The organism is Amycolatopsis marina (assembly GCF_900111885.1).
Classification (GTDB): Bacteria; Actinomycetota; Actinomycetes; order Mycobacteriales; family Pseudonocardiaceae; genus Amycolatopsis; species Amycolatopsis marina.
Window position 1 is genome coordinate 122050 of record NZ_FOKG01000011.1, and the last position, 22989, is coordinate 145038.

At 67.2% G+C, this 22989-nt stretch carries 23 protein-coding genes; 13 read left to right on the forward strand and 10 right to left on the reverse strand.

Annotation, left to right across the window (positions count from 1 at the left end; all coding sequences use genetic code 11):
* Window positions 1-43: 43 nt before the first annotated feature.
* Together BM199_RS18990 and BM199_RS18995 are read right to left on the reverse strand one after the other, a co-directional pair.
* A complete protein-coding gene (locus tag BM199_RS18990) occupies window positions 44-1957 on the reverse strand; it encodes a Xaa-Pro dipeptidyl-peptidase (protein WP_091674598.1) in 1914 nt (637 codons plus the stop codon).
* A gap of 115 nt (window positions 1958-2072) precedes the next feature.
* A complete protein-coding gene (locus BM199_RS18995) occupies window positions 2073-3140 on the reverse strand; it encodes a serine hydrolase (RefSeq protein WP_245788457.1) in 1068 nt (355 codons plus the stop codon).
* Between the two features lie 514 nt (window positions 3141-3654).
* Here BM199_RS18995 and BM199_RS19000 point away from each other — a divergent pair.
* From BM199_RS19000 to BM199_RS19010, 3 genes are all read left to right on the forward strand, one after another.
* Window positions 3655-4812, forward strand: coding sequence for an oxygenase MpaB family protein (locus BM199_RS19000; protein ID WP_091674600.1), 1158 nt, complete (start codon window positions 3655-3657; stop codon window positions 4810-4812).
* A gap of 232 nt (window positions 4813-5044) precedes the next feature.
* Window positions 5045-5317 carry a hypothetical protein gene (locus BM199_RS19005; protein WP_091674601.1) on the forward strand — a complete coding sequence of 91 codons (273 nt, stop codon included), beginning with the start codon at window positions 5045-5047 and terminating at the stop codon, window positions 5315-5317.
* Window positions 5318-5579: 262 nt separating this feature from the next.
* Window positions 5580-6350: a bestrophin-like domain gene (locus BM199_RS19010; RefSeq protein ID WP_091674602.1), complete on the forward strand. Its 771-nt coding sequence runs from the start codon at window positions 5580-5582 to the stop codon at window positions 6348-6350.
* Here the strand turns inward: BM199_RS19010 and BM199_RS19015 are convergent.
* Both BM199_RS19015 and BM199_RS19020 read right to left on the reverse strand, forming a co-directional pair.
* The gene (locus BM199_RS19015) at window positions 6347-8071 is read right to left on the reverse strand and encodes a C69 family dipeptidase (RefSeq protein ID WP_143101869.1); all 1725 of its coding nucleotides are present in this window, start codon (window positions 8069-8071) and stop codon (window positions 6347-6349) included. The genes BM199_RS19010 and BM199_RS19015 overlap by 4 nt on opposite strands.
* 120 nt (window positions 8072-8191) lie before the next feature.
* Entirely contained in the window at window positions 8192-8575 is a 384-nt protein-coding gene (locus tag BM199_RS19020) for a DUF5997 family protein (protein ID WP_091674604.1), read from the reverse strand.
* A 53-nt stretch (window positions 8576-8628) separates the two neighbouring features.
* Between BM199_RS19020 and BM199_RS19025 the strand changes: the two genes are divergently transcribed.
* Genes BM199_RS19025 through BM199_RS19040 form a run of 4 tightly spaced genes read left to right on the forward strand, consistent with a single transcriptional unit; the run spans window position 8629 to window position 12712 of the window.
* Window positions 8629-9381, forward strand: coding sequence for a LysR family transcriptional regulator substrate-binding protein (locus tag BM199_RS19025; RefSeq protein ID WP_091674605.1), 753 nt, complete (start codon window positions 8629-8631; stop codon window positions 9379-9381).
* Between the two features lie 47 nt (window positions 9382-9428).
* Window positions 9429-9872 carry a helix-turn-helix transcriptional regulator gene (locus BM199_RS19030; protein ID WP_091674606.1) on the forward strand — a complete coding sequence of 148 codons (444 nt, stop codon included), beginning with the start codon at window positions 9429-9431 and terminating at the stop codon, window positions 9870-9872.
* A 10-nt stretch (window positions 9873-9882) separates the two neighbouring features.
* The gene (locus tag BM199_RS19035; RefSeq protein ID WP_091674607.1) at window positions 9883-10293 is read left to right on the forward strand and encodes a VOC family protein; all 411 of its coding nucleotides are present in this window, start codon (window positions 9883-9885) and stop codon (window positions 10291-10293) included.
* A gap of 25 nt (window positions 10294-10318) precedes the next feature.
* Window positions 10319-12712, forward strand: coding sequence for an ATP-binding cassette domain-containing protein (locus tag BM199_RS19040; RefSeq protein ID WP_091674608.1), 2394 nt, complete (start codon window positions 10319-10321; stop codon window positions 12710-12712).
* Here BM199_RS19040 and BM199_RS19045 read toward each other — a convergent pair.
* Window positions 12697-13329 (reverse strand): TetR/AcrR family transcriptional regulator, encoded by a 633-nt coding sequence (locus BM199_RS19045; protein ID WP_091674609.1) that lies wholly within the window; start codon window positions 13327-13329, stop codon window positions 12697-12699. The genes BM199_RS19040 and BM199_RS19045 overlap by 16 nt on opposite strands.
* Before the next feature lie 51 nt (window positions 13330-13380).
* On the opposite strand from BM199_RS19045, the gene BM199_RS19050 reads away from it, so the two are divergent.
* Window positions 13381-14250 carry an alpha/beta fold hydrolase gene (locus tag BM199_RS19050; RefSeq protein WP_091674610.1) on the forward strand — a complete coding sequence of 290 codons (870 nt, stop codon included), beginning with the start codon at window positions 13381-13383 and terminating at the stop codon, window positions 14248-14250.
* A gap of 40 nt (window positions 14251-14290) precedes the next feature.
* Here BM199_RS19050 and BM199_RS19055 read toward each other — a convergent pair whose 3' ends face one another.
* The 3 genes from BM199_RS19055 to BM199_RS19065 form a co-directional block, all read right to left on the reverse strand.
* The gene (locus BM199_RS19055) at window positions 14291-15013 is read right to left on the reverse strand and encodes a DsbA family protein (RefSeq protein ID WP_091674611.1); all 723 of its coding nucleotides are present in this window, start codon (window positions 15011-15013) and stop codon (window positions 14291-14293) included.
* 77 nt (window positions 15014-15090) lie between these two features.
* Entirely contained in the window at window positions 15091-15489 is a 399-nt protein-coding gene (locus BM199_RS19060; protein ID WP_091674612.1) for a nuclear transport factor 2 family protein, read from the reverse strand.
* A 321-nt stretch (window positions 15490-15810) separates the two neighbouring features.
* Window positions 15811-16230, reverse strand: coding sequence for a MarR family winged helix-turn-helix transcriptional regulator (locus BM199_RS19065; protein WP_091674613.1), 420 nt, complete (start codon window positions 16228-16230; stop codon window positions 15811-15813).
* Window positions 16231-16335: 105 nt separating this feature from the next.
* On the opposite strand from BM199_RS19065, the gene BM199_RS19070 reads away from it, so the two are divergent.
* The 4 genes from BM199_RS19070 to BM199_RS19085 all read left to right on the forward strand — a co-directional run bounded on the left by BM199_RS19070 (window position 16336) and on the right by BM199_RS19085 (window position 20336).
* Window positions 16336-17418 (forward strand): substrate-binding domain-containing protein, encoded by a 1083-nt coding sequence (locus tag BM199_RS19070; RefSeq protein WP_245788458.1) that lies wholly within the window; start codon window positions 16336-16338, stop codon window positions 17416-17418.
* Window positions 17419-17528: 110 nt separating this feature from the next.
* The gene (locus tag BM199_RS19075; protein WP_091674614.1) at window positions 17529-18158 is read left to right on the forward strand and encodes an AmiS/UreI family transporter; all 630 of its coding nucleotides are present in this window, start codon (window positions 17529-17531) and stop codon (window positions 18156-18158) included.
* Between the two features lie 35 nt (window positions 18159-18193).
* Window positions 18194-19231 carry an aliphatic amidase gene (locus BM199_RS19080; RefSeq protein ID WP_091674615.1) on the forward strand — a complete coding sequence of 346 codons (1038 nt, stop codon included), beginning with the start codon at window positions 18194-18196 and terminating at the stop codon, window positions 19229-19231.
* 34 nt (window positions 19232-19265) lie between these two features.
* The gene (locus BM199_RS19085; RefSeq protein ID WP_091674616.1) at window positions 19266-20336 is read left to right on the forward strand and encodes an AAA family ATPase; all 1071 of its coding nucleotides are present in this window, start codon (window positions 19266-19268) and stop codon (window positions 20334-20336) included.
* 45 nt (window positions 20337-20381) lie between these two features.
* Here the strand turns inward: BM199_RS19085 and BM199_RS19090 are convergent, their stop codons facing one another.
* Both BM199_RS19090 and BM199_RS19095 read right to left on the reverse strand, forming a co-directional pair.
* Window positions 20382-21410, reverse strand: coding sequence for a M14 family zinc carboxypeptidase (locus BM199_RS19090; RefSeq protein ID WP_091674617.1), 1029 nt, complete (start codon window positions 21408-21410; stop codon window positions 20382-20384).
* 205 nt (window positions 21411-21615) lie between these two features.
* Window positions 21616-22227, reverse strand: coding sequence for an AarF/UbiB family protein (locus BM199_RS19095; protein WP_143101870.1), 612 nt, complete (start codon window positions 22225-22227; stop codon window positions 21616-21618).
* A gap of 250 nt (window positions 22228-22477) precedes the next feature.
* Here BM199_RS19095 and BM199_RS19100 point away from each other — a divergent pair, with 250 nt between their 5' ends.
* Complete coding sequence (locus BM199_RS19100; protein WP_091674619.1) at window positions 22478-22819, forward strand: MmcQ/YjbR family DNA-binding protein; 342 nt, start codon at window positions 22478-22480, stop codon at window positions 22817-22819.
* Window positions 22820-22989: the final 170 nt, after the last annotated feature.

Sequence of the window (22989 nt, forward strand, 5' to 3'; positions counted from 1 at the left end):
GTTACCGGTATTTCGGCGCCGAGATGGACACAACGGTCAGAACTCAGCCGGCGAACTCGCTGTGGACCGGTAGCGGAGGAAGCCGGTCCGGACGGATACGCGGGGCCGTGCTGTCAGCCGAGAAACGCGGCTCGTCGAGCAGCGGCAGCCGAACGCTGGTTCCGCGCAGGTCGATGCGCATCGCGGGTGGCCGCGCCGGAGCGGTGATGTAACCGCGATCGGTGCCTGCGATGATCAGTGCGAGATGGTGGCCCGCAGGCACGACATGGTCCGTTGTGGATAGTCGGAAGGTCATCTCGTAGGGGCGCCCTGGGACGAGTTTCCCCGGTACCCGCAACGATCTGTGGTTGGCGAGGTCGGCCCATCCGCGAGCGATCACCTCGGCGTCGACATCAGTGGTGGTGGTCGCGGTGTCCAGGTAGCAGGCGTCGTCGCCGGGCCTGCTCTCGCCCCAGCAGGATTCACTCGTCAGCGTTCGGATGCCCTCGCCACGGGACAGGTAGTTCCGGATGGTGGCAGGTCCGTAGTCGACCAGCATCGCGCTCAGGTGCGCCGTGCTGGTGGACGGCGTCGCCGTAACGGTGATGGTGCCGGTGCCTGCGATCCTGAGATCGGCGGCGAGCGCTCCGGTGTCGAACAGTGTTCGAGCCGGTGCCGCCGCGTCCGGCCGGGTGATCCAGTCGCGGACGCCCAGTGCCGGATCGTCGGCGAACGTGGCTTCGCTGCCGTGCGCTGGCGGGGCGGTGCGCAGCGTGCCGAGCCCTGGATCAGCACCGGGTCGCGGCCAGAACGTGGTGTGGCCCGGGGCGGGCCATCCCGCCTCGTCCACCCAGCGGTCGGGTGCCCTCTCGATGCTGGCCGCGGGTTCGCGGTCGATGCCGTTCGGCACCCCGAGCAGCCACCGGTCGAACCAGCGGTGCAGGGTGTGCACCCACTCGTCGCGACGGAAGTCGAACGGATCGACGTGACCGGTCTGGGAGAGCCACAGCTTGCGGGGCACCGTCAGCGCGTCCCACCACGGACCAAGATGGACCGTCTTCACGTTGAGGTCGCCGAGGCCGTGCACGGCGAACACGCTGGCCTTGACCCGCCGTGCCTTTCGCACGTAGTCCCGCTCGGACCACAGCGGGGTGAAGTCGCCGTTGGCGGGTGCGCCTGCGGCCAGTTGTGCGTGTACCCCCGTGCATCTGGCCGCGGCCCCTGGCGACTCGATCCGGCGCGCGAGCGCGAGCGGGTCACGGCCGAACGATACCCCGTCCGAGCGGTAGTAGTCGTACCACGAGCTGATCGCCGCGATCGGCACGATCGTCCGCAGGCCCTCGACACCTGTGGCGGCGACGCCGTTGGCGACTGTGCCGTCCCACGACTTTCCGATCATCCCGACGGCACCGGTGGTCCAGTCCGCATGCACTCGGCTGCCCGCTTCGTCGTAGCCGGCGGCTCGTCCGTTCAGCCAGTCGACGACCGCCTTGCCGGAGGCGACGTCGGAGCGCCCCCCGACGTCGAGGCAGCCCTGTGACCGGTTGGTACCGGCCAGATCGACCTGGACGACGGCGTAGCCGCGCGGAACGAAGTAGTTGTCGTAGTAGAGGGGAAACCCGAGTGGACGGCCGTGCTCGTCGTAGGTCTTGCGTTCACTCTCGTTGCCACGGCCCAGGTTTCCGTAGTACGGGCTGGCGTCCATGATGACGGGAACACGTAGGTGACGGCGCGCGGTTTCGGCGGGCCGGATCACGTCGACCGCGACCCGGTCCCTCCGGCGGTCGCCGTCGGCGTCGAGCCCGATGTCCACCCATACGCGCTCCCGAACCGCGTCCGCGTAGGAGTACATGGGCTTGCTCATCCCATGTTCGAGGATGAACGCGGCGGAGCCCGCGACCGCGATCCCGGGAACCAGGGATGCCCCGATCGCCCCGACAGTCAGCGTGACGAGTAGGCGCGAACGAAGCCGAGTCATGGCAACCCTCCCAGTTGTCTGTGCCGACACTAGGAACGCGGTCGCCGCGGCGACAGGGCCGTTCGTCGGGACCGAGGCCACGACCGCTCATGGGCATGGCCCCGTGCCCGCCGCGTCAGCCGCCGTTCCTGGCCCGGTACGGCTGCGCGCGGTAGGCCCGCGGTGCGTCGGTGGTGATGCGCAGGACCGAGTCGTACAAGCTCCGGCCCAGTTCGGCGCGTGCCCGCAGAGCCGGATGGGTCGCGCTGTAGTTGTCCGCGTTGAGGGCAGGGTCACCGCGGAACCGGCCCGATGCGAACAGTGCGTACGTGATCATCGGCTTGCCCGCGGCGTCGAAGACAATGCCCGCCTCGTTGCGGCCGTCGACGAACCAACCCGCCTTCGTCGCCACGTTGAGCCGCTCCGCCGAGGACAGGTTGAGCCTGATCCCGTCCGTGAACGACGACAGCGACCTCAGGACCGTCAACAGGTGCTGGGTCGACGCCGCCGAGAGCAACTCCCCCGCCGCCAGCCTCCGCAGCATCGTGGACATCTCCCCGGGAGTCGTGGTGCCGAGGAAGAAGCGGTTCGGGTTGGCCACCGGCACCACCTGCGTGTGGACGAAACCCTTGGCCCGCAGGATCTCGTTCAGCTCCAGAGCGGGTACCACCAGGCCGCACAGGCGCACGGCGGTGTTGTCCGACACCGTGAGCAGCGTTGCCAGGACGTGTCCGATGGTGATCGAACTCGGATAGGCACCGTCGAGCGGGAAGATCCCGTCCGTGTCCTTGATGACGATCGCCTCGGTGACCTCCACTCGCTGGTCCAGCCTGAGCAGGCCCCGGTCGACCTTGTCCAGCACGGCGACCGCGACGGCGATCTTGTTCACGCTGTACGCCTCGACGACCCGGTCCGCGTCGGCTTCCACGGCGGGTTTGACGACGCCGTCGGGGTCGGCCACGTCGATGTACGAAGACCAGGTGCCGCCCGCCCGTGCGACCTGTCGCGTGTACTTCCGTGCGATCTTGCGGCGGGCCAGGTCAGCGGTCCCCGGGATCAGCGCGTCCCAGTCCGCATCAGTCTCCTGCGCCTGGGCTGCGGCCGTCGAGCCAAGGAGGGTGGATGCCGCCGCGCCCGAACCGAGTCCCAGCGCGAGCCTGCGGTTGATGATCATGTTGCCCCCAAGTCGGTGGATACGGTTCAAGCGCGCCGCAACCCTTCCCGAGGTCGCGCCGGTTCCGATGCGATCTAAGCAGGAGCACCATCCGGCCGGGAGAGCAGGTGATCTCCAGACCGGGCGGGAGGCAGGCGCGGAACGTGCTGTAACCGACAAGCCCAGCCACTCTCACGCTGAGTGACGCCGGGCTGTCGAACGTGTTCGACACTACGACCATCCGTGGCACCGGCCTCACTCGTTCGCAAGCTTTACAGAAGCGGTGGGATGCTTCCAACTACGCTGCGCTGCCCCGGAGAAGGCGATCGCCCTACCGCATTTTCACCATTCTTTGCCAAACGCGCCGGACTGGGCCAGAACTTCCCGAGGATATGTAACACCTCTGAATAGGGTCGCGATTGGATTCGCAGTACAGCGAGTAGCCAGGGGACTACTGCGACTCGAAAGGGCGGGCACCGGTCCCATATGGACCGGAAAATGATCCATTCACCCTGACCTCATTGAGCTGTTCTCGTCGTCGGCTAGCGTAAGAAAGGGCAGCCCAATGACCGACATTTCCGCCATCGAATCCCTGAAATTCCAGGCAGATCCCCTAGCCGACGCCGTGATCGCCGATTTGGTGGCCAGCGGGCGCATCGAAGCCGTGAACGAGGTGCTCGCCCACTTCCGCGCCAACGACCAGCCCATCCCCGAGGAACTGCCGGATTCGGTTCGGGCCTACCTGATCGCGACCGACAATCCGCCGGAGTGGGCCGATCTGGACCGTGTGGCACGAACATACGAGTTCTTCGTCGACGACGGTGTGCACGTCGCATCCATACTGTCGTTCGCCGCCATGGTGAACTGCTACGCCCAACCACGTCCGTCCCGAGTGCTGACCCTGACGCACAAACTGAACCAGCCCCACCGGCGGCTGTCGGAGACCGCCCAGTTCGTGGTGAACATGATGGCCCCTGACCCCTTCGGCGCCACCGGAACCTTTGTCCCCACGCTCCAGAAGACCCGGTTGATTCATGCGGCCGTACGTCACTTCATTACCCGCTCCGGCAACTGGGACATGGCGGCCGACGGCGTTCCCGTGTGCCAGCAGGACATGCTCGGCGCACTGCTCATCTTCTCGGTACAGGTCATCGACGGCATGCGCCGCATGGGCATTTCGGTGACGGAGCAGGAGGCCGCGGACTACTACTACGTCTGGCGGGTGAGCGGAGCCATGCTCGGTATCCCCGCCGAGGCGATGCCAGAGACCTTGACCGAGGCCCGAGAACTCAACGTGTCACTTGTCGAGGCGGCGTACGGCCCCTCCGCAGAAGGGGTGGCACTTACCCGCGGCCTCCTGGACCTCTACGAGAACCTGGTTCCCGGCAAGGCATTCGACGGTGTCGTGTCAGCCATGGTCCGCCAGGTGATCGACCCCCGGGTCGCCGACTGGATGGAGGTGCCCCGCTCGCGCGGCTGGGAACGCATGGTGAGCTCCGGAACCCGGCTGGTGCGCGTACTGGAGCGGTCCGAGGATCGCAATCCGATAGCACGGACCATCCTGGACAGGGCGGGCAGCCTGCTGCTTGGTGGCAGCGTCTGCACCCTCTGCGATGGACAGTCCACCACTTTGGACATACCGGAGGACCTGAGGGAGAGGTGGACGACCGCCGGGGCCTGTCCGGCGGCCCGGACCACGAGCACGCCCAGTCGCCCGGTGTGAGGCCGGACAATCCCCGGTCCCTCCGTGACGGGACCGAGAAGCAACCAGGGGACCTGCGGCGTAGTCCGGCAGGGCTCCGTGGCGCACGCAAGGTCCTCGTTTCGGCTGTCCTGCTGGGCACCGTTCTGGTGGTCCTCCTGACCGCGGCAACACCGGCGGCGGCCACCTCCTCGTTGTTGCCGCCGATTCCCATCGTGTGCAAGCTGCTGCAGCTGCCCCCACTGCTCAAGCCATGCCCGAAGAAGACACCTCCGTCCACTCCCCCACCGCCAACGCCTCCCGCGCCGACACCGTCAACACCTCCACCGAGTGTCCCGGTCACCCCGGAACCACCCACGCCGACAATCCCGGTCCTTCCGACGTCCCATGCACCGCCGGGAGGGCCTTCGTCCCCGAAGGCGACCCCGGAAACGGCGCCCACGTCACCACGGCCTTCGGTGTCACCGCCTCCGTCACCGCAGCCCGCGGCGCGGACTCGTCCAGTGGGGTCCCAACCACCAGGTGAGTCCGGAAAGTCAACGGTCGAAGCCTCCACCGGGACGGGGCTGAGCCGGCGGGCAGCCACCGCCCAACCAGACATGGACAACCAGGCCGGTGTCGAGAAGCAACGCCGTTGGGCACTCACGACACTGATCATGATTCTCGGCGCGGGTCTGGTGACAGCTGCGGCGAAAAGGCGGTCCCGTTAGTCAACAACTCCTTGAGCCGAAACGGATCGCACAGTCAGATACCCGACCCAGCGAGTCAGTGTCCGGATAGGAATCTGCATGAACGTCTATGTGACAGGTGCCCTTTGGGTGCTTGGTGTCGCGGCCGCCGCAGCGGCGGTGACCTTTTTGGTGCATCGCTTCACCCGGAACAGCAGGAACGCCGATGAGGCGGTCACTGGGGTGTTCACCATCGTGGCAGGCCTGCAGGCCGTGCTCCTCGCGTTCGTGCTGATCTCCCTGTTCGACGCGGTGAGCTCGGTCAGAGATGGCTCGCACACCGAGGCGAACGGACTGACCGCGGTGTACTGGGCGAGCGACTCGTTGCCCGCGCCCGCACGGGAGCAGCTTCAGGATCTGTCCAGGTCCTACGTTCACACGGTCGTCGAGCAGGAATGGCCGAGTATGCGGGAAGGTGAAGCGGTGGGCGGGCCCGGCTGGGACCTGCTCGAGCGGATGCGGAGCACCATCGATGGTGCTGCGACCCGAACCGACTGGCAACAGGACCGGAAGGCCGAGGCGGCCGGTCAGTTGTGGGGTGTGTACGAGGCCCGTCAGGCGCGGCTGACCGCGGCGGGCAACGCAGGCATCAGTACGGTGGTCTGGCTCGCACTGGTCGTCGGCAGCATCCTGTCCGTTGCGTTGCCCTACCTCTTTGACGTGCCGAAGCTCCTCACCCACGCGCTGATTGTCGGCACCCTCGCCGGGACGATCGCGCTACTGATGTTCGCGATCTACCAGCTGCAGAACCCGTTCAGCGGAGGTGCTCAGGTCGCGCCGGATGCCTTCAGCTCAGCCGTCGATCGGATGGTCGTGCGCACCGGAACCTAGGACGGCCCGCCCGGCAGGAGTTTCCCGGCCAGTTTCCGGTAGGAGCCATGCTCGCGCGGGTAGTCGTCGATGCCCTCGCGGAAGCAGTGCACGATGGCGTTCGCCGGTCCGGTGAGTCCGTCGCCGCGGTTCATGCTCTGGCTCTCCGCGCGGTACGTCTCACCCGGCAGTTCGCGGCCCGCGGGCATCCGGATACCGAACTGTTCACGCGTTCGGTCCTCGACCGCGCGAGTGAGGTCCTCGCCGAGGTCCAGTGCGTCGAGCAGACGCCGTTGGACGTAGTCGGTCAGAAACGCACGGCGGTCGTCGTTGCCCAGCGATCGGCGTTCGACCCTGCGCTGCTCGCGGAGCAGCACCCGCTCGAACTCCTCGATCCGCGCGGTGACCGGCTTGAGGAACACGTCAGGGTGCTCGCAGGTGTGGTACATGAGCCGCTTGAACTCCCGGGTCGCGTATCGGGTCGCCTCCAGCGGGGCGTAGTCGGCGGCGACGTGCTCCGAGGCGGCGCCGCTGGTGAGGTAGCGATGCTGTTTGTACTCCGGCGGCACGTCCTCCGCCCCGACGTACACCGGCACGAACGGCGTCGTGACCGCGCCGGTCACGGCCGTCCACAACACGTTCAGGTCCGGATGTTCGACATCGTGCAGTTGCGCGACATGACCGTAGCCGGAGCGGTCGTGCGACCACCGGGGATCCCGGACGTAGGCCAGCATGTCCTGCAGGGAAACCGGGCCGAGTTCGTCTCGTAGTTCTCGTTCCAGCTCCGCCTGGACGTTGTTTCCCCATGGATGTGTCGGAGTCACCTGTCGTTCGTCGGGCTGCCAGCCCGCATAGATCTCCTGAGGATCGAAGACCTCGCTGGACCGGGGATCGAACCATCCCCGGTCCACCGCGACGTCGATGAAGTTGTCCGAGGCGAGGAACTCCCCGGGGTGGTCCTGGTAGTCGAGCGGCAACGGGTTGAGGTATCCGGGAAACGACACGCGCGCCTCGTCCGGGCCCAGCCGCTCGGCGGCCCACAGCCCCTGGCTGCCGCCGTAGTTCACGAGGATCCAGCCCTCGTTCTTGTCCGCGAACAGATGGGAGTTGCCGCCGTAGGTCGAGAAGCCGTACTCGTCGATCAGCCCGCCGACGATTTCCACCGCTTCCCGCGCGGAGGTGGCACGCTCCATCGCGATCCGGGACAGGTCGCTGTAGTTGGGCCCGGTCTGCGGGTTCGCGGTGAGCCCGAGCAGCCGCTCGCTGGAGGGGGACCAGATGTCGCGGGCTGCCACACCGTGCTCGTTCAGCCCTCCGTTGGTCAACGGTGCGGGAAAACCGGCGAACTCCGAGTAGTTCGAGGTGATGTACCTGCTGGTCGCCCGCGCCTGTGGAATTTCGGAGAGGACACCGGGGTATCCCGCCTTGCCGGTCACTCCCACTGTTGTCGTGGCGCCCTCCGGGAACTGCCTTCCCGGTACGACCTCCAGCCAGTGACTGGACGGCTCGTGCCCGAATCCACCGAGCAGAACGCTGCCGTCGTCGGTGAGGTTCTTGCCGACGTAGAAACCGATGCTCTTCGTCGGAGCGTCCTGATCGGCACCGTTCACCTGCGTTGCCGCCTGTCGCGCCAGTGCTGGTGCGGCTTCCGGTGCCGACGTCGCGCCCGCCGGAATGACCAGCGCGGCCACCGCGAGCACCGCCACCAGCCGGAACATGGACATCTCCGGAGACCGCAGCACGAAACCACCCCAAGACAGCCGAAACGAACGGACCGGAACCTACTCGCGTGGTGCTGGACGGTCAAACGGTCACGATGCTCGTTCAGTCAAGTGTGGACCGATGCGGGCGGGCATTCGTGGTCAGGACCGGGACTCGGCGTTCTTCTCCTTGACGCGCGCCGCTTCCTTCCGGACTTCGGCCTGAGTTTCCCGCTCCCGCCGCAGCCAGTCGGGGTTGTCCGCCTTCAGCGCATCGATCTGCTCGGTGGTGAGGGCCTCGGTGATCCCACCACGGGCGAGGCCGCCAATGGAGATCCCCAGCTTCGCCGCGGCGACCTGCCGGGGATGCGGTCCCTCTCGGCGCAACTCCCTCAGCCACTCCGGCGGATCGGCCTGCAGGGCGTTCAACTCATCGCGCGAGACGACACCCTCTTGGAACTCCGCCGGGGTGGCTTCCAGGTACACACCCAGCTTCTTCGCCGCGGTCGCTGGCTTCATCGTCTGAGGGGTCTTGTGCGACGTCATCGCTCAAGGGTATCGGGCACGTGCTCGCTGATCACGCCCGGTAACCTGGCCTCGTGACAGGTCCGGGAGCAGCTCCGTCGTTCAGGCTCGCGTATGTCCCCGGAGTGACGCCCGGGAAGTGGGTGCGAACCTGGAACGAGCGGTTGCCCAAGGTCCCGCTGGTGCTCAGCATGGTGACCGCTGCCGAGGCTGCCGACCTGGTGCTCGACGACGGTGCCGACGCGGCCCTCCTGCGGTTGCCGACCGGCCGCGCGGGCCTGCACGCGATTCCGCTGTACACCGAGACCACAGTGGTCATCGTTCCGAAGGACCATCTCGTGACCGCAGCGGACGACGTCTCGGCCGCGGACCTTGCCGACGAAGTCGTGCTCCATCCCCTTGACGACACCCTTGACTGGGAACGGCTGCCCGGGCGGCCCGCCGTCGAACGCCCCGCAACGACGGCGGACGCGGTCGAACTGGTGGCGGCCGGGGTCGGACTGCTCGTCGTCCCGCAGTCACTGGCCCGCCTGCACCACCGCAGGGACCTCACCTACCGGCCGGTCCTGGATGCTCCGGAGTCACGCGTCGCACTGTCGTGGCCGGAGGACGAAACCACTGATCTGATGGAGCAGTTCATCGGCATCGTCCGAGGGCGCACCGTCAACAGCACGCGCGGACGTCCACCGGCAGCCGCACCGGAGAAGCCCAAACGCCCGGCCGCCGAAGGACGCGGGTCCGCGGCAGGCACTGCGGCGGACCGGAACGGTCGGCGAGGCTCCCGCGCCCCGCAACGGGGCAAACGCGGAAAACCACGTCGCCGCTAGCGTCGTTTCTCCTGCCCCCGCCATCCGCATATGGCACGATCGTCCGGGTGACCAGCACACCCGCCGCGACGCAGCACCTGCGCGATCTCGCGCGGCTGCGCCGCGTTCGTGATCGGATCGACCGGGAGTACCAGCAGCCGCTCGACGTCGAGGCGCTTGCCCGTGGCGTGAATATGTCAGCCGGGCACCTCAGCCGCCAGTTCCGACTCGCCTACGGAGAGTCACCGTACGCCTATCTGATGACGCGGCGCATCGAGCGTGCGATGGCGTTGTTGCGTCGTGGCGACCTCAGTGTCACCGAGGTCTGCTTCGCTGTCGGCTGCTCGTCGCTTGGCACCTTCAGCACTCGCTTCACCGAACTGGTCGGTGTGCCGCCCAGCGTCTACCGGCGGCAGGCGGCACACGCGACGGCCGGGATGCCGCCGTGCGTGGCGAAACAGGTGACCAGGCCGATCAGGAATCGAGAAGCACGGTCATCGACGCAAACATAGTGTTGCCGCCATGGACATCACCATTCACCAGACGTACCTGCCGCAGAACGACCCCGATGCCGCACTGGCCTTCTACCGCGACACCCTCGGCTTCGAGGTCCGCAACGACGTCGGATACGACGGGATGCGCTGGATCACTGTCGGTCCGGCCGGCCAACCCGGCACGTCCATCGTCCTGCACCCGCCCGCCGCGGATCCCGGCACCACCGACGACGAGCGCCGGGTCATCACCGAGATGATGGCCAAGGGCACCTACGCCGCCATCAACCTGGCGACCAGGGACCTCGACGGCACCTTCGAGAAGCTGCAGGCCGGCGACGCCGAGGTCGTCCAAGAGCCGACCGAGCAGCCGTACGGCATTCGCGACTGTGCCTTCCGCGACCCCGCAGGCAACATGATCCGTATTCAGGAACTGCGCTGAACCGCAGGCAACAGATGGAGACACGATGAGTACGGCCACGAGGACGGACACGCAGTCGCCAGCGCTGCACGTTGCCGACAGCCACGATCTGATCCGCGTGCACGGTGCGCGTGTGAACAACCTTTCCGACGTCAGCGTCGAGATTCCGAAGCGGCGGCTGACGGTGTTCACCGGCGTCTCCGGCTCGGGCAAGAGTTCGCTGGTGTTCAGTACGATCGCCGCCGAGTCGCAGCGGATGATCAACGAGACCTACAGCGCGTTCGTGCAGGGCTTCATGCCGACGCTGGCGCGGCCCGAGGTCGACGTGCTCGAAGGCCTGACCACGGCGATCATCGTCGACCAGCAGCGGATGGGCGGCGACCCCCGCTCCACGGTCGGCACCGCCACCGACGCCAACGCGATGCTGCGCATCCTCTTCAGCCGACGCGGGAAGCCGCACATCGGTTCGCCACAGGCCTTCTCCTTCAACGTCGCCTCGATCAGCGGGGCGGGCGCTGTCACGTTCGAGCGTGGCGGGAGGACCACGAAGGAGCGGCGCAGCTTCAACATCACCGGCGGAATGTGCCCGCGCTGCGAAGGCAGGGGCGCGGTCTCCGACATCGACCTCACCCAGCTCTACGACGACTCCAAGTCGATCTCCGAGGGTGCGTTCACCATCCCCGGCTGGAAGTCGGACAGCTTCTGGACGGTGCGGGTCTACGCCGAGTCGGGCTTCGTCGACCCGGACAAGCCGATCCGCAAGTACACGAAGAAGGAACTCAACGACTTCCTGTACAAAGAGCCGGTCAAGGTGAAGGTCGAAGGCGTCAACCTCACCTACGAGGGGCTGATTCCCAAGATCCAGAAGTCGTTCCTCGCCAAGGATCCGGAGTCGATGCAGCCGCACATCCGGGCGTTCGTGGATCGGGCGGTCACCTTCGCCAGCTGCCCCGAGTGCGACGGCACCCGGCTGAACGAGGGAGCCCGGTCCTCGAAGATCGAGGGGGTCAACATCGCCGATGCCTGCGCGATGCAGATCAGTGACCTCGCCGAATGGGTCCGTGGCCTCGACGAGCCCTCGGTCGCGCCGTTGCTCGCCAAGCTGCTGCATACCCTCGACTCGTTCGTGGAGATCGGGCTGGGCTACCTCTCGCTCGACCGGCCGTCGGGCACGCTGTCGGGCGGTGAGGCGCAGCGCGTCAAGATGATCCGCCACCTCGGATCGGCGCTCACCGACGTCACCTACGTCTTCGACGAGCCCACCATCGGACTGCACCCGCACGACATCCAGCGGATGAACGACCTGTTGCTGCGGTTGCGGGACAAGGGCAACACCGTGCTCGTGGTGGAGCACAAGCCGGAGACGATCGCGATCGCCGATCACGTCGTCGACCTCGGCCCCGGCGCAGGCACCGCGGGCGGTCAGGTGGTGTTTGAGGGCACCGTCGAGGGGCTGCGGGCCAGCGACACCATCACCGGCCGTCATCTCGACGACCGGGCGAGCCTCAAGGAGGAGGTGCGCACGCCGGACGGCACGCTCGAGATCCGCGGGGCCAGCAAACACAACCTGCGCAACGTCGATGTGGACGTCCCGCTCGGCGTGCTCTGCGTCATCACCGGCGTCGCGGGTTCCGGTAAGAGCTCGCTCATCCACGGATCGATCCCAGCCGACTCGGGTGTCGTCGCGGTCGACCAGGGCGCGATCCGCGGCTCGCGGCGGAGCAACCCGGCGACGTACACCGGATTGCTGGACCCGATTCGCAAGGCGTTCGCGAAGGCCAACGACGTCAAGCCGGCACTGTTCAGCGCCAACTCCGAGGGCGCCTGCCCCACGTGCAACGGCGCCGGAGTGATCTACACCGACCTGGCGATGATGGCCGGGGTCGCCTCGACCTGTGAGGAGTGCGAGGGGAAACGGTTCCAGGCCGAGGTGCTGGAGTACCGCCTCGGGAGCAGGAACATCAGCGAGGTGCTCGCCATGTCGGTCGCCGAGGCGCACACCTTCTTCGCCGCGGAGGACTCGAAGGTTCCCGCGGCCGCGAAGATCCTCGCGCGGCTGGAGGACGTCGGGCTCGGCTACCTCAAGGTCGGCCAACCACTCACCACGCTGTCCGGCGGTGAGCGGCAACGGCTCAAGCTGGCCACGCATATGGGCGACAAGGGTGGTGTGTACGTCCTCGACGAGCCCACCACCGGCCTGCACCTCGCCGACGTCGAGCAACTGCTCGCCCTGCTCGACCGGCTCGTCGACTCAGGCAAGACGGTCATCGTCATCGAGCACCACCAGGCGGTCATGGCGCACGCCGACTGGATCATCGACCTCGGGCCCGGCGCCGGTCACGACGGTGGCCAGATCGTCTTCGAAGGGACACCGCGGGACCTCGTGGCTGCCCGCGCCACCCTCACCGGCGAACACCTCTCGGCCTACGTCGGCGCCTGATCGAGGCCCGCCTCCCGTCCAACGCCGAGGTCTGAGGGGGAGGCGGGCGTCGTGACGGGTAGCGCTGCGACATAGGTCGCGATCGCGTGTCCCGCGGCCAGCAGCGGCTCGGTGGAGCGCTGGCCGCGGGCCAGAATGAACGCACCCTCGAGGGCTCCGAGCAGTGCGTACACGGCTGCCCTCGCATCGGACGGGGACAGTCCACGATGGACCAGGTACTGGCTGCCCTCGTCGATCCACGACGCGATCACCTCGTCGGCGACCGCACGGAGCTCAGGTTCGGCATCGGCGATCTCACCGGTGACGGTGCCGACCGGACACATATTGGCCCAGCCCGTGTTCTCCAGGTCCTCGGCCGCCTGAGCGAACGCCGCTTCGACGCCCGTGGCCAGATCCTCATGCGGGTCGAGCAGCAGCGGGAGCAACTGGATGTAGGCCGCGCCGGTGTGCCGCAGGGCGGCCGCGGCCACCGCCCGCTTGCCGCCCTTGAAGTGGTGGTAGATCGACCCGGTGGGCGCCCCGGCGGCCTCGGCAAGCTGCTGGATGCCCGTCGCGGCATATCCCTGCGAGCGCAGCAACTCGGCCATGGCTATCACGATTCGCTTGTCGGTTCTCACCGGATGATGATAGAACAGATACTCTAGAGCGATTGTTCTATTGGAGGACGCATGCAGACCGTGGAAACACCTTCCGGCGTCATCGAGTACGACGAGACCGGGTCAGGCCCACCGGTCGTCCTGCTGCACGGCCTGTTGATGAACCACACGCAGTGGGATCGGGCCCTGCCGCTCCTACCCGAAGGCTTCCGATACGTGCGCCCGGTACTGCCGCTGGGCGCACACCGCAGGCCGATGAACGCGAGTGCGGATCTCACCCTGCGCGGGCAGGTCAGGCTGGTCGCCGACGTTCTCGACGCACTCGACCTCGAGGACGTCACCCTGGTGCACACCGACTGGGGTGGCGCACTGTTTCTGACTGCCCATGGCCTCGATCACCGCGTGGCACGTCAGGTGATCCTGCCGTGCGAGGCGTTCGACAACTTTCCGCCCGGCCTGCCGGGGAAAATGGTGGGCATCGCGACCCGGCTGCCCGGCGGAATCCAGCTCGCCTGCAGGCAACTGCGAATCAGCTGGTTACGGCGTAGCCCACTGCTGTTCGGACAGATGGCACGACGTCCACTTTCCGACGACCTGGTCCACGGCTGGACCGAATCCGCCCTGCACGATGCCGATATCCGCCGGGATCTGATCGCCTACTGCCGGAGTACGTTCGACAAGTCGGAACTCATCCGTGACACCGAGGCGCTGAGCCGCTTCGAGGGTGACGCTCTGGTCCTCTGGTCCCCGGACAATCGGATGATGCCACCGGCACACGGCCCCAGATTGGCCGAGTTGTTCCCAAAGGGGCGCTACGGCGAGGTGGCAGGAGCCTACGTGCTTTCGATGCTCGACAAACCAGAGAGCGTGGCCGGCGAGATAGGCCGCTTCCTCGCCGACACGGCACCGCGGCCAAACACACAGCAACCCGAACGGTCGTGACGTTCGCTGAACGAGCGCGGCCACCTCGGCCGCACGCGTATCAGCGCTTCTGCCTGCGGCTACCCCCGTGCCAGTCCTCTTGTTCGCCCACCTCGTCCGCGCGCACGCCGAGCGCTCGCAGTTGCGGTAGCTCACGCAGACTGCGTTTCAGCTCGGCGAAACCCGGGAAGCGAGCCAGCCCGACCACGTGGTCCCAGAGTTCGACCGCCTGCTCCTCGGTGGGCAGGCGACTGATCACCGGACCGAAGAACGCGACACCGGTGGGCGGTTGAAAGTGCAGGATGGGGGTTCCGACGTCCTTGCCGGTGAGTGCCAGCGCCTCGTCGGTCTCGGCACGGACGACCTTGTCCCAGCTGGCGTCGTCCAGTGCGTCGGCGAGCTCGCCCGGCAGGCCTGCGTCCGCCAGGACCGGCTCGGCGAACTCGCGGGTGCCGGAGTGTCCGGGCTCCGTACCTGCCACTGACTCCTGATCGAAGATGTGGGTTCCGAGCGCCACGTGCAACCGGGCGACCGCGTCCCGTCCGTGTTCGGCACGGGTACGGGCCGCCACTCGCAGCAGCCGGAGGCCCGCGGTGTGTCCCGCCTCGTACTCCGGCGGGAACTGCGCGTCGTAGTCGACCGCCGCGTTCACCATACGCAGCGAGATGAACCGCCAGTCCACCACGTAATCCCGCTTCGCCTGCACCATGCGCACCCATTTGCTGGTCATCCAGCAGAACGGGCACACAGGGTCGAAGTAGAAGTGAATGTCCGCGTCGGCCATACACAAACCCTAAGCCGCGAGCGGTGGCCCTGCCGGGCCTGCGGGCCGACTTCCCCGGACTGGGCCGGGACCGGCGGTCACGGGAACCCGGGGGCAGGCAGCGTGCGGGTGAGGATGTTCGCCTGCCGCATGCGGCCGTCCGCGGCGAATCGGCCGAAAAAATGGACCTCTATGGCGAGATCCCGTTTGGTGTCCTCCACATGCAACGTGTAGCGAGCGGCGAGCTGCTCCCCGTCCGTCAGCGCCTCATGCACCTCTACCCGGGCGGTGGGCTTTTTCTTGCGCACCGGCCTCGTGTGCGCGATCAACTTGTCCCGGTCAAGTCGGTGTCCGTCGGCGATCTGGACGACGTCCGGCGTGTGGTACCGGTCGACGATCTGCCCCGCGTCCTCGTCGGTGTGGACGATGTCCTCGGTGAAGGACGTGACGAAGTCCGCGATGAACTGCTTGGGGTCGGTTCGGGCAAGGGAACCCATGGTGCTCCTGTCGACGATCCGAGTAACTCTTACAGGGTGTAAGAGTATCTACCGAACACGACCATTGACAAGGTGTAAGAGTTAGCGGGCGACTGCACTCACCCAGCTGAGCGGCCTGCCGTGTGCGTGACGAGTACCGGCGTCTCGCCGACCCGGATTGGGTCGCCCGGGCGGAGTGCGGTGATCGTGCCGTCTACATCCCGAACGGCTGCACCGGCTAGAGCGCTTCCGGACGTTCCCGGGCGGGAAATGGTCGAAGATCAGCGACAACGCGGGCTACTACACCGTCAACGTGACCTGTTGACCCGCGCGGTCTCGCCGTCAGTCCCCGATACCGTCGAGGGCCGTGAGCAGCGGGCCGGGCCTGCTCACCCGGCCGAGCACGGCCACCTCGACCTCCGTCACCTTCGGCGCGAGCCGGGCGTGTTCGGCGAGGCCACGAGAACTGAGATAAACCCGCACCTTCCGGCGATCCGCCAGGTCGACCTCCCGGTAGGCAGCCGCCGCGGTCACCAGCCGATCGACCACCCGGGTGAGGGTGGGACCGGTTGCCATCGTTCGCGCCGTGAGTTCGGACATCGTCAGCCCGCCCGCGGCCGCGAGCGCGTCCAGCACCAGCCACTGGTCGAACGTGACCCCCTCGGGCCGCAGCACCTGCTCGACCCGTGCCGTCACCGTCCGCGCCGCCCTGACCAGTCTGCTGCTCAGCCCCACCCCGGCACCGGTGTCGCGTACGTCCATGGTCCCCTGTCCTCACCCTTGCGCGAATTCCTTCCAATTGTAAGACTTCCACCTGAAACTGATTCAGTCGACGGGGAGGCGGCCCACGCCCGTTCGGAGTCCCTCATGGCAACCGGCCCGGTGATCCTGGATCGCGGTCGCGCGGACCTGTGGCGCGTCGCAATGGTGGTCCCCCTGCAGGGACCGGCAGGCCTGTTCGGACCTTCCTGCGAAGCGATCACCGATCTGGCGGTGCGCGAACTCAACGAGCGCGGCGGAATACTGGGCCGCGAGGTCGTCGCCGAGGTTGTCGACGGCGGCGCCGCACCCGAGATCGTCGCCACCGAACTGCGCGCGTTGGTGGAGCGGGGCGCGGTGGACGCGGTCACCGGCTGGCACATCTCCTCGGTGCGGCACGCGATCGCGCCGGTACTCGCCGATCGTGTCCCGTACGTGTACACCTCGCTGTACGAGGGCGGCGAACGCAGGCCGGGCGTCTTCTGCTCGGGCGAGACCCCACGGTGCCAGATCGCGCCCGCACTGCGCTGGCTGCGGGACAACCTCGGTGCCCGCGACTGGTTCATCGTCGGCGACGACTACGTCTGGCCGCGCGGATCGACGGCGGCCGTCCATCAGTACGCACGGGAACTCGGCCTACGGATCCGCGGTGAGACGTTCGTCGGGCTCGGAACGCCCGACATGGGCCGAGCCGTGGATCTGGTGCGCGACGCCGGCTGCGACGGGGTGCTGATGCTGCTCGTCGGACAGGACGCGGTCGAGTTCAACCGCTGCTTCGCCGCACGGGGTCTGCACGAGCGCCTACTGCGATTCAGCCCGTTGATGGAAGAGAACATGCTGATCGCGAGTGGCGAGGCGAGCACGAAGAACCTGTTCGTCGCCGCGGGCTACTTCCGATCGCTGGTGTCCGCGGGAGCGATGGACCTGCTGGGTTCGTATGTGCGGTTGCACGGCGTGCACGCGCCACCGCTGAACAACGCCGCGGAGTCGTGTTACGAGGGCCTGCACACGCTGGCCCAGCTCACCCACAGGGCAGGTAGTGCCGACCTGCGCGACCTGAACGCGGCGATCGACGGCACCGCCTACGACGGGCCGCGCGGCACCATGGAGTTCCACGGTCCGCAAGCCGCCCAGCACGTCCACCTCGCGGTTGCCGACGGGTACGAGTTCGACGTCGTGACCCGGCTGTAACTCCCGATCGGCGACGAAATCTTGACGGCACCGCCTCGACCATTTACTTTCATTTGAAATTACTTCATTTGAACATAACTCGCTGGACCCTCACCTGATGGGAGGCCAGGATGAACAACGTCGGTCTGCTCTACGTCGGCGCGGTGCTGCTGGTGAACGGGTTGATGCTGCTCGGCCGCGTACCTCCTCGGTCGGCGGGCGCGCTGAACCTCTTCGTCGGCGCCCTGCAGTGTCTTACACCGACAGTGCTGATAGTGCAGGCGGGCGGCGACGCCGACGCGATACTGGCGGCGTCCGGGCTGTATCTGTTCGGCTTCACTTACCTCTACGTCGGAGTGGCGAACCTCGCGGGCCTCGAACCGGAGGGTGTCGGCTGGTTCTCGCTGTTCGTCGCGGGTTGTGCCGTGGTGTACGCGGGCCTGTCCTTCTGGCGCAACGGTGATCCGGTGTTCGGTGTCATCTGGCTGGCGTGGGCTCTGTTGTGGACGCTGTTCTTCCTCGTGCTCGGACTGGGCAGACAGGAACTGACCAGGTTCACCGGCTGGGCGGTGGTTCTGCTCAGTCAGCCCACGTGCACGGTCCCCGCCTTCCTCGCGATGACCGGGGCCTACCGCTCGAACACCGGCACCGGCCTGCTCGCCGCGGCCGTCGCCGCGGCGCTCATCGGACTCGCCGCACTGCTCGCGTCCCGATCGCGGGACACCTCCCCCGCCACCGCTCGAGCCGCCGCAACGGCCTGACTACCGCGCACCAGCACCACAACCGAAGGAGAAACATGCGACACGGAGACATTTCCGCCAGCCCCGACACCGTCGGCATCGCGGTGGTGAACTACAAGATGCCCCGGCTGCACACGAAGTCCGAGGTACTCGACAACGCTCGCAAGATCGCCGACATGGTCGTCGGCATGAAGAGCGGTTTGCCCGGCATGGACCTGGTCGTGTTCCCCGAGTACTCGACCCAGGGCATCATGTACGACCCGGACGAGATGTTCGCCACGGCCGCCACCGTCCCCGGCGAGGAGACCGACATCTTCGCCGCCGCCTGCAGGGAGGCCGGCACGTGGGGCGTCTTCTCGATCACCGGTGAACGGCACGAGGAGCATCCCGACAAGCCGCCCTACAACACCCTCGTGCTGATCAACGACCGCGGCGACATCGTGCAGAAATACCGCAAGATTCTGCCGTGGTGCCCGATCGAGGGCTGGTATCCGGGTGACACGACGTACGTGACCGCGGGCCCGAAGGGTATGAAGGTCTCGCTGATCATCTGCGACGACGGCAACTACCCGGAGATCTGGCGCGACTGCGCGATGAAGGGCGCCGAACTGATCGTGCGCTGCCAGGGTTACATGTATCCGGCCAAGGACCAGCAGGTGCTGATGGCCAAGGCCATGGCGTGGGCCAACAACTGCTACGTCGCCGTCGCCAACGCCGCGGGCTTCGACGGCGTCTACTCCTATTTCGGCCACTCCTCGATCATCGGCTTCGACGGTCGCACCCTCGGCGAGACCGGCGAGGAGGAGTACGGAATCCAGTACGCGCAACTGTCGCTGTCGGCGATCCGGGACGCACGCGAGAACGACCAGTCGCAGAACCATCTCTTCAAACTGCTGCACCGGGGTTACTCGGGCGTGCACGCGGCAGGCGACGGCGACACGGGCGTGGCCGACTGCCCGTTCGACTTCTACAAGCTGTGGGTGACCGACGCCCAGAAAGCCCAGGAGAACGTGCAGGCCATCACCAGGGACACCGTCGGCGTGGCGGAATGCCGCGTCGGCTCGCTCCCGGTCGAACGGGCCAGAGAGGCCTAAACGACCGGCCCGCCACCACCGACCGGAGCCATGGATGCCCTACCTGACCGACATGTTCCACGAGCAGAACCGGCACCGGACCGGTGCCGGTGCCTCTCCCCCGGACGGCATCGCCGCCCAGAACGAGCGACAGGAACCACCGGACAACGCGGCGAACGCCGTCGCGGCCCGGCTACGTAGCCGGGTACTCGGCCAGGATCGTGCCGTCGAGGCGGTCGTGCGCGCCACGGTGCTCGCCAGCGCGGGCGCGCACGACCCGGACCGGCCACTCGCCAATCTTCTTCTCGTCGGCCCGACCGGTGTCGGCAAGACCGAACTGGTGCGACGGGTGGCGGCCGAACTGCGGTCTGGCCCCGACGATCTGTGCAGGGTGGACATGAGCGCACTCGCGCAGGAGCACTACGCGGCCTCGTTCAGCGGAGCCCCGCCGGGATACGCTGGGAGCAAGGAGGGAATCAGCGTCTTCGACCGATCCACAGTGGAGGGAGACCCCTACCGGCCGGGCATCGTCCTCTTCGACGAGGTCGAGAAGGCGCACCCGGCCGTGCTGCGGGCACTGCTACACGTGCTGGACACCGGCGTGCTGCGGCTCGCGAACGGCAGGGAGACGATCTCGTTCCGCAACAGCTTCGTGTTCCTGACCTCCAACCTGGGGTCGGCCGAACTCGCCCGGCGCCGCGCGAACCGGTGGCGCAGGGTCCTCCCCCGCAGCGAGCGGGCAGTGCTCTCCCGCGCGCTGACCGAGTTCTTCGACCCGGAGTTCCTCAATCGGATCGACGAAATCGTCGAGTTCGCGGAGATCGATCCGGACACCGCCGTCGAGGTGACCAGGTTGGAGGTGGAACTGTTGCGTCGCCGGATGCGCGGGCGCGGCGTGCGCCTCGACGTCGACGACACGACTGTCCAGCTGCTCGCGCGGCGTGGTTTCGATCCGGTATACGGAGCCAGGGCCCTGCGCCGTCACCTGCGGACCGAGCTCGCGGCACCGGTCGCCGCAGAACTGGTCCGCGTACGGCGGGGTGGAACGGACCCGGTGCACATCACCGTGCGCGTCGCGGGCGGCCGGATCACCGCGTCTGCCGTCCGGCCGGAGGACGACCGGTAGTCCACCCCTCGCGCCGCGTCCGCCCACTCACCGATTCGCCCCGTTCTACATGCCGCCGCAGGTGCCCCGCTCTCCGTAGGGGACCGCGTCATAGCCGGACAGGTCGTAGTTCGCCAGCTCGCCAACCGCGGCAGCCTGGAGCACCGCGACGGTCGGGATGCGGAAGAGGTTCTCCAGCTGTCCGTTGCTCTTCTGTCCGACCGAACGCACTTCGTAGAAGATCGCTCCCTGGGTCGGTGTCTCGGCCACCGGCTGCTCACCGGCCGGTGCGGTTCCGCCCATCAACATCCGGGACAGGACGGCATTCGTGATGTCGATGTCCGGGTACTTCGCGACGTTGACCGGGCCGTAACCCGCGAGGGCGTCGACGCTGACCATCGCCATCGCCCGGTTCGTCTGCCATTGCTGTTCGGTCATTCGCGACGGCGAGATCGAGCGGGCACCGATCTGGAACTGGTTGAGGTCGTCGGTGCCCTCGACCACGGGCGCTTCGCTCATGTGGTGCAGGTCCAGTGCGTAGGTCGGGGCCGTGTCCCGCCACAACCGCCAGAACGCCGGTGACTCCGGCTGCACGAAGTTCTCCCAGTCCCGGTTGAGGTCGGTACGGGTAGGTGTCGTGCTCTGCCGGATGTTCGCCTCGGCGCCGTCCGGGTTGTACATCGGGATGACCACCACCGTGAGGTTCTCGCGCACCTGCCGGGCCCATGGGCTTCCCGAGGCCAACCAGTCGAGTATCTGCAGCACCGCCTCCGTGCTGTGCAGTTCGTCGCCGTGGATACGGGCCTGCAACCAGAAGGTCCGCGGACCGTCGCCGACCGTGGCGTACAGCAGATCCCGGCCCTCGCCTGACGTTCCGGTGCTGGCGACGTCGACCCGTCCGCCGGAGGTGCGCTCGATGCGATCGAGTTCCCGCACCACGTCGTCGTAGCCCGCGACGCTGGCCCGGCTGACGTGCTGCTGGTCCTGGATGCACGGCCCGCCCGGCCGGTGCGGAGCCTGGGCCGAAGCGAGTGGCGTGGCCATACCGGTGGCCAGCAGGGCGGTCACCGCGGTGAGGGTCAGGATGCGACGCATTACATCTCCCAGTGCTCCTGCGGACACGCCGTTGTGCCTCGCGTCGGCTGTCCTTTCTATCCCGCCGGACCAGCGGCCGCAAGGAGTGTTTGGGCGAACGCCCGTGGGACTGTGCGCTCCCTGCCGCGGACGGCGCCGAACCCGTGACACTGCACATTGGCGTGAATCTTGTCGCCCACGTCGGGGACCTGCGGCCCGCCAAGGCTCATGCAGTAGAAGATCGCGGTGAACTTGGTCCGCGCGTACGGCGTGAGCTGCATGGTGAACCCCGCGTCGACCAGTGCGACCAAACCGTCTGCCCGGAAGTAGAGGTCTCCCGGATGCAGCTCGCGAGCTGGTCGACAATGTGCACCACCGGCACGCCACGCAGCGGGGGCAGCAACGCGAGTAGCCGGGCGCAGCCGCGGAGCAACGTAAGGTCGACTGCCAGCAACCGTTCGATTCCTGGTCTGCGGACCTTCACCGCCAGTACCCGGCCGTCGTGCTCCGTGACCCGGTACACGCAGGCGATGCTGCCGGCCGCTGCCGGTTCGAGGCGCCGTGCCGTGATCGTCCGGCCGAGGTCGCCGAGGTGCCGCCGCAGCACGGAAGCCATGTCCGCGGCAGGGGGCGCGGGCACGGCGTCATGCAGTCGTGACAGCCCGTGGCACACACGCGGCGGCAGCAGATCCACCCGAGTGCTGAGCAACTGTGCCGTCTTGATGAAAGCAGGCCCCAGCCGGGACACCGTCGTAGCCAGCCAGTCGGCGAAGTCTGGCGTCCTTCCGCGGCAGCTGAGCCATCCCCAGAGCGCGATCCGGCTGGCGAGAATGCCCACGATCCGCACTCCGCGGGCCCCGATCTCCGCCTTGGCGGGCCTCGAAACCGCAGCGCCGTCAAGAGGGTGCAGTCGCCGCTGTCCTGTCCGTGCACGACTCCCCAATCATGACTACTTTCCGCAACCTAATCGACACTAAGCGAATTCAAGCCGCTTGCCAGCCCAATTCACCAGGTCTGATGACGCACGACCGACTTCGGCTGGCCCGCCGGGCCGCGGCTTGTCGGAGGAATCCGCGATAATTCCGGTCATGGGTGTCGAAAGCGGTCAGTTCCTGCGACTGGTGAATGCTCTGCCGGGCATCGATCGCGCGCAGGGCGGCGAGTACACGTCGTTCAGCGTGCACGGGAAGCGTTTCGGGTACTACTGGCCGCGCACACAGACGGTGGGACTGAAGCAGACACTGCACGAGCAGCTCGCCCTGGTGTCGGAGCGGCCGGACGTGTTCGAGGTGCAGTTCACCACGGGCAGCTTCGGCTGGGTCGTGGTGTATCTGGCCGGCATCGACGCCGACGAACTCGCCGAACTCGTCTACGAGGCCTGGCGCCTGTCCGCACCGGAGGCCCTCATCGAGGAGCGCCCGGCGCCATAGCGAAGTGCCGATCCGCGGACTCGCGAAACAGTAACCCAGCACACATCTGTCCGCGCAACCGCAATGCAGTGTGTGTTCAGTCGGCCACAGTGCGCCGAGAATTGCCGAATTTGTGACCTAATTGTTGTGGCGCGCATCAAGTTTCATGGTGCTGACGAAAAGGCTCGCGG

Excerpts from the sequence above, each read along its gene's own strand:
- BM199_RS19080 (WP_091674615.1), top strand. The coding sequence starts at position 18,194 with ATGCGACACGGAGACATTTCCGCCAGCCCCGACACCGTCGGCATCGCG.
- BM199_RS19035 (WP_091674607.1), top strand. The coding sequence starts at position 9,883 with ATGGACATCACCATTCACCAGACGTACCTGCCGCAGAACGACCCCGAT.
- BM199_RS18990 (WP_091674598.1), bottom strand. The coding sequence starts at position 1,957 with ATGACTCGGCTTCGTTCGCGCCTACTCGTCACGCTGACTGTCGGGGCG.
- BM199_RS19060 (WP_091674612.1), bottom strand. The coding sequence starts at position 15,489 with ATGGGTTCCCTTGCCCGAACCGACCCCAAGCAGTTCATCGCGGACTTC.
- BM199_RS19010 (WP_091674602.1), top strand. The coding sequence starts at position 5,580 with ATGAACGTCTATGTGACAGGTGCCCTTTGGGTGCTTGGTGTCGCGGCC.
- BM199_RS19040 (WP_091674608.1), top strand. The coding sequence starts at position 10,319 with ATGAGTACGGCCACGAGGACGGACACGCAGTCGCCAGCGCTGCACGTT.
- BM199_RS19005 (WP_091674601.1), top strand. The coding sequence starts at position 5,045 with ATGCCCGAAGAAGACACCTCCGTCCACTCCCCCACCGCCAACGCCTCC.
- BM199_RS19070 (WP_245788458.1), top strand. The coding sequence starts at position 16,336 with ATGGCAACCGGCCCGGTGATCCTGGATCGCGGTCGCGCGGACCTGTGG.
- BM199_RS19100 (WP_091674619.1), top strand. The coding sequence starts at position 22,478 with ATGGGTGTCGAAAGCGGTCAGTTCCTGCGACTGGTGAATGCTCTGCCG.
- BM199_RS19075 (WP_091674614.1), top strand. The coding sequence starts at position 17,529 with ATGAACAACGTCGGTCTGCTCTACGTCGGCGCGGTGCTGCTGGTGAAC.
- BM199_RS19090 (WP_091674617.1), bottom strand. The coding sequence starts at position 21,410 with ATGCGTCGCATCCTGACCCTCACCGCGGTGACCGCCCTGCTGGCCACC.
- BM199_RS19065 (WP_091674613.1), bottom strand. The coding sequence starts at position 16,230 with ATGGACGTACGCGACACCGGTGCCGGGGTGGGGCTGAGCAGCAGACTG.
- BM199_RS19000 (WP_091674600.1), top strand. The coding sequence starts at position 3,655 with ATGACCGACATTTCCGCCATCGAATCCCTGAAATTCCAGGCAGATCCC.
- BM199_RS19020 (WP_091674604.1), bottom strand. The coding sequence starts at position 8,575 with ATGACGTCGCACAAGACCCCTCAGACGATGAAGCCAGCGACCGCGGCG.
- BM199_RS19085 (WP_091674616.1), top strand. The coding sequence starts at position 19,266 with ATGCCCTACCTGACCGACATGTTCCACGAGCAGAACCGGCACCGGACC.
- BM199_RS19055 (WP_091674611.1), bottom strand. The coding sequence starts at position 15,013 with ATGGCCGACGCGGACATTCACTTCTACTTCGACCCTGTGTGCCCGTTC.
- BM199_RS19050 (WP_091674610.1), top strand. The coding sequence starts at position 13,381 with ATGCAGACCGTGGAAACACCTTCCGGCGTCATCGAGTACGACGAGACC.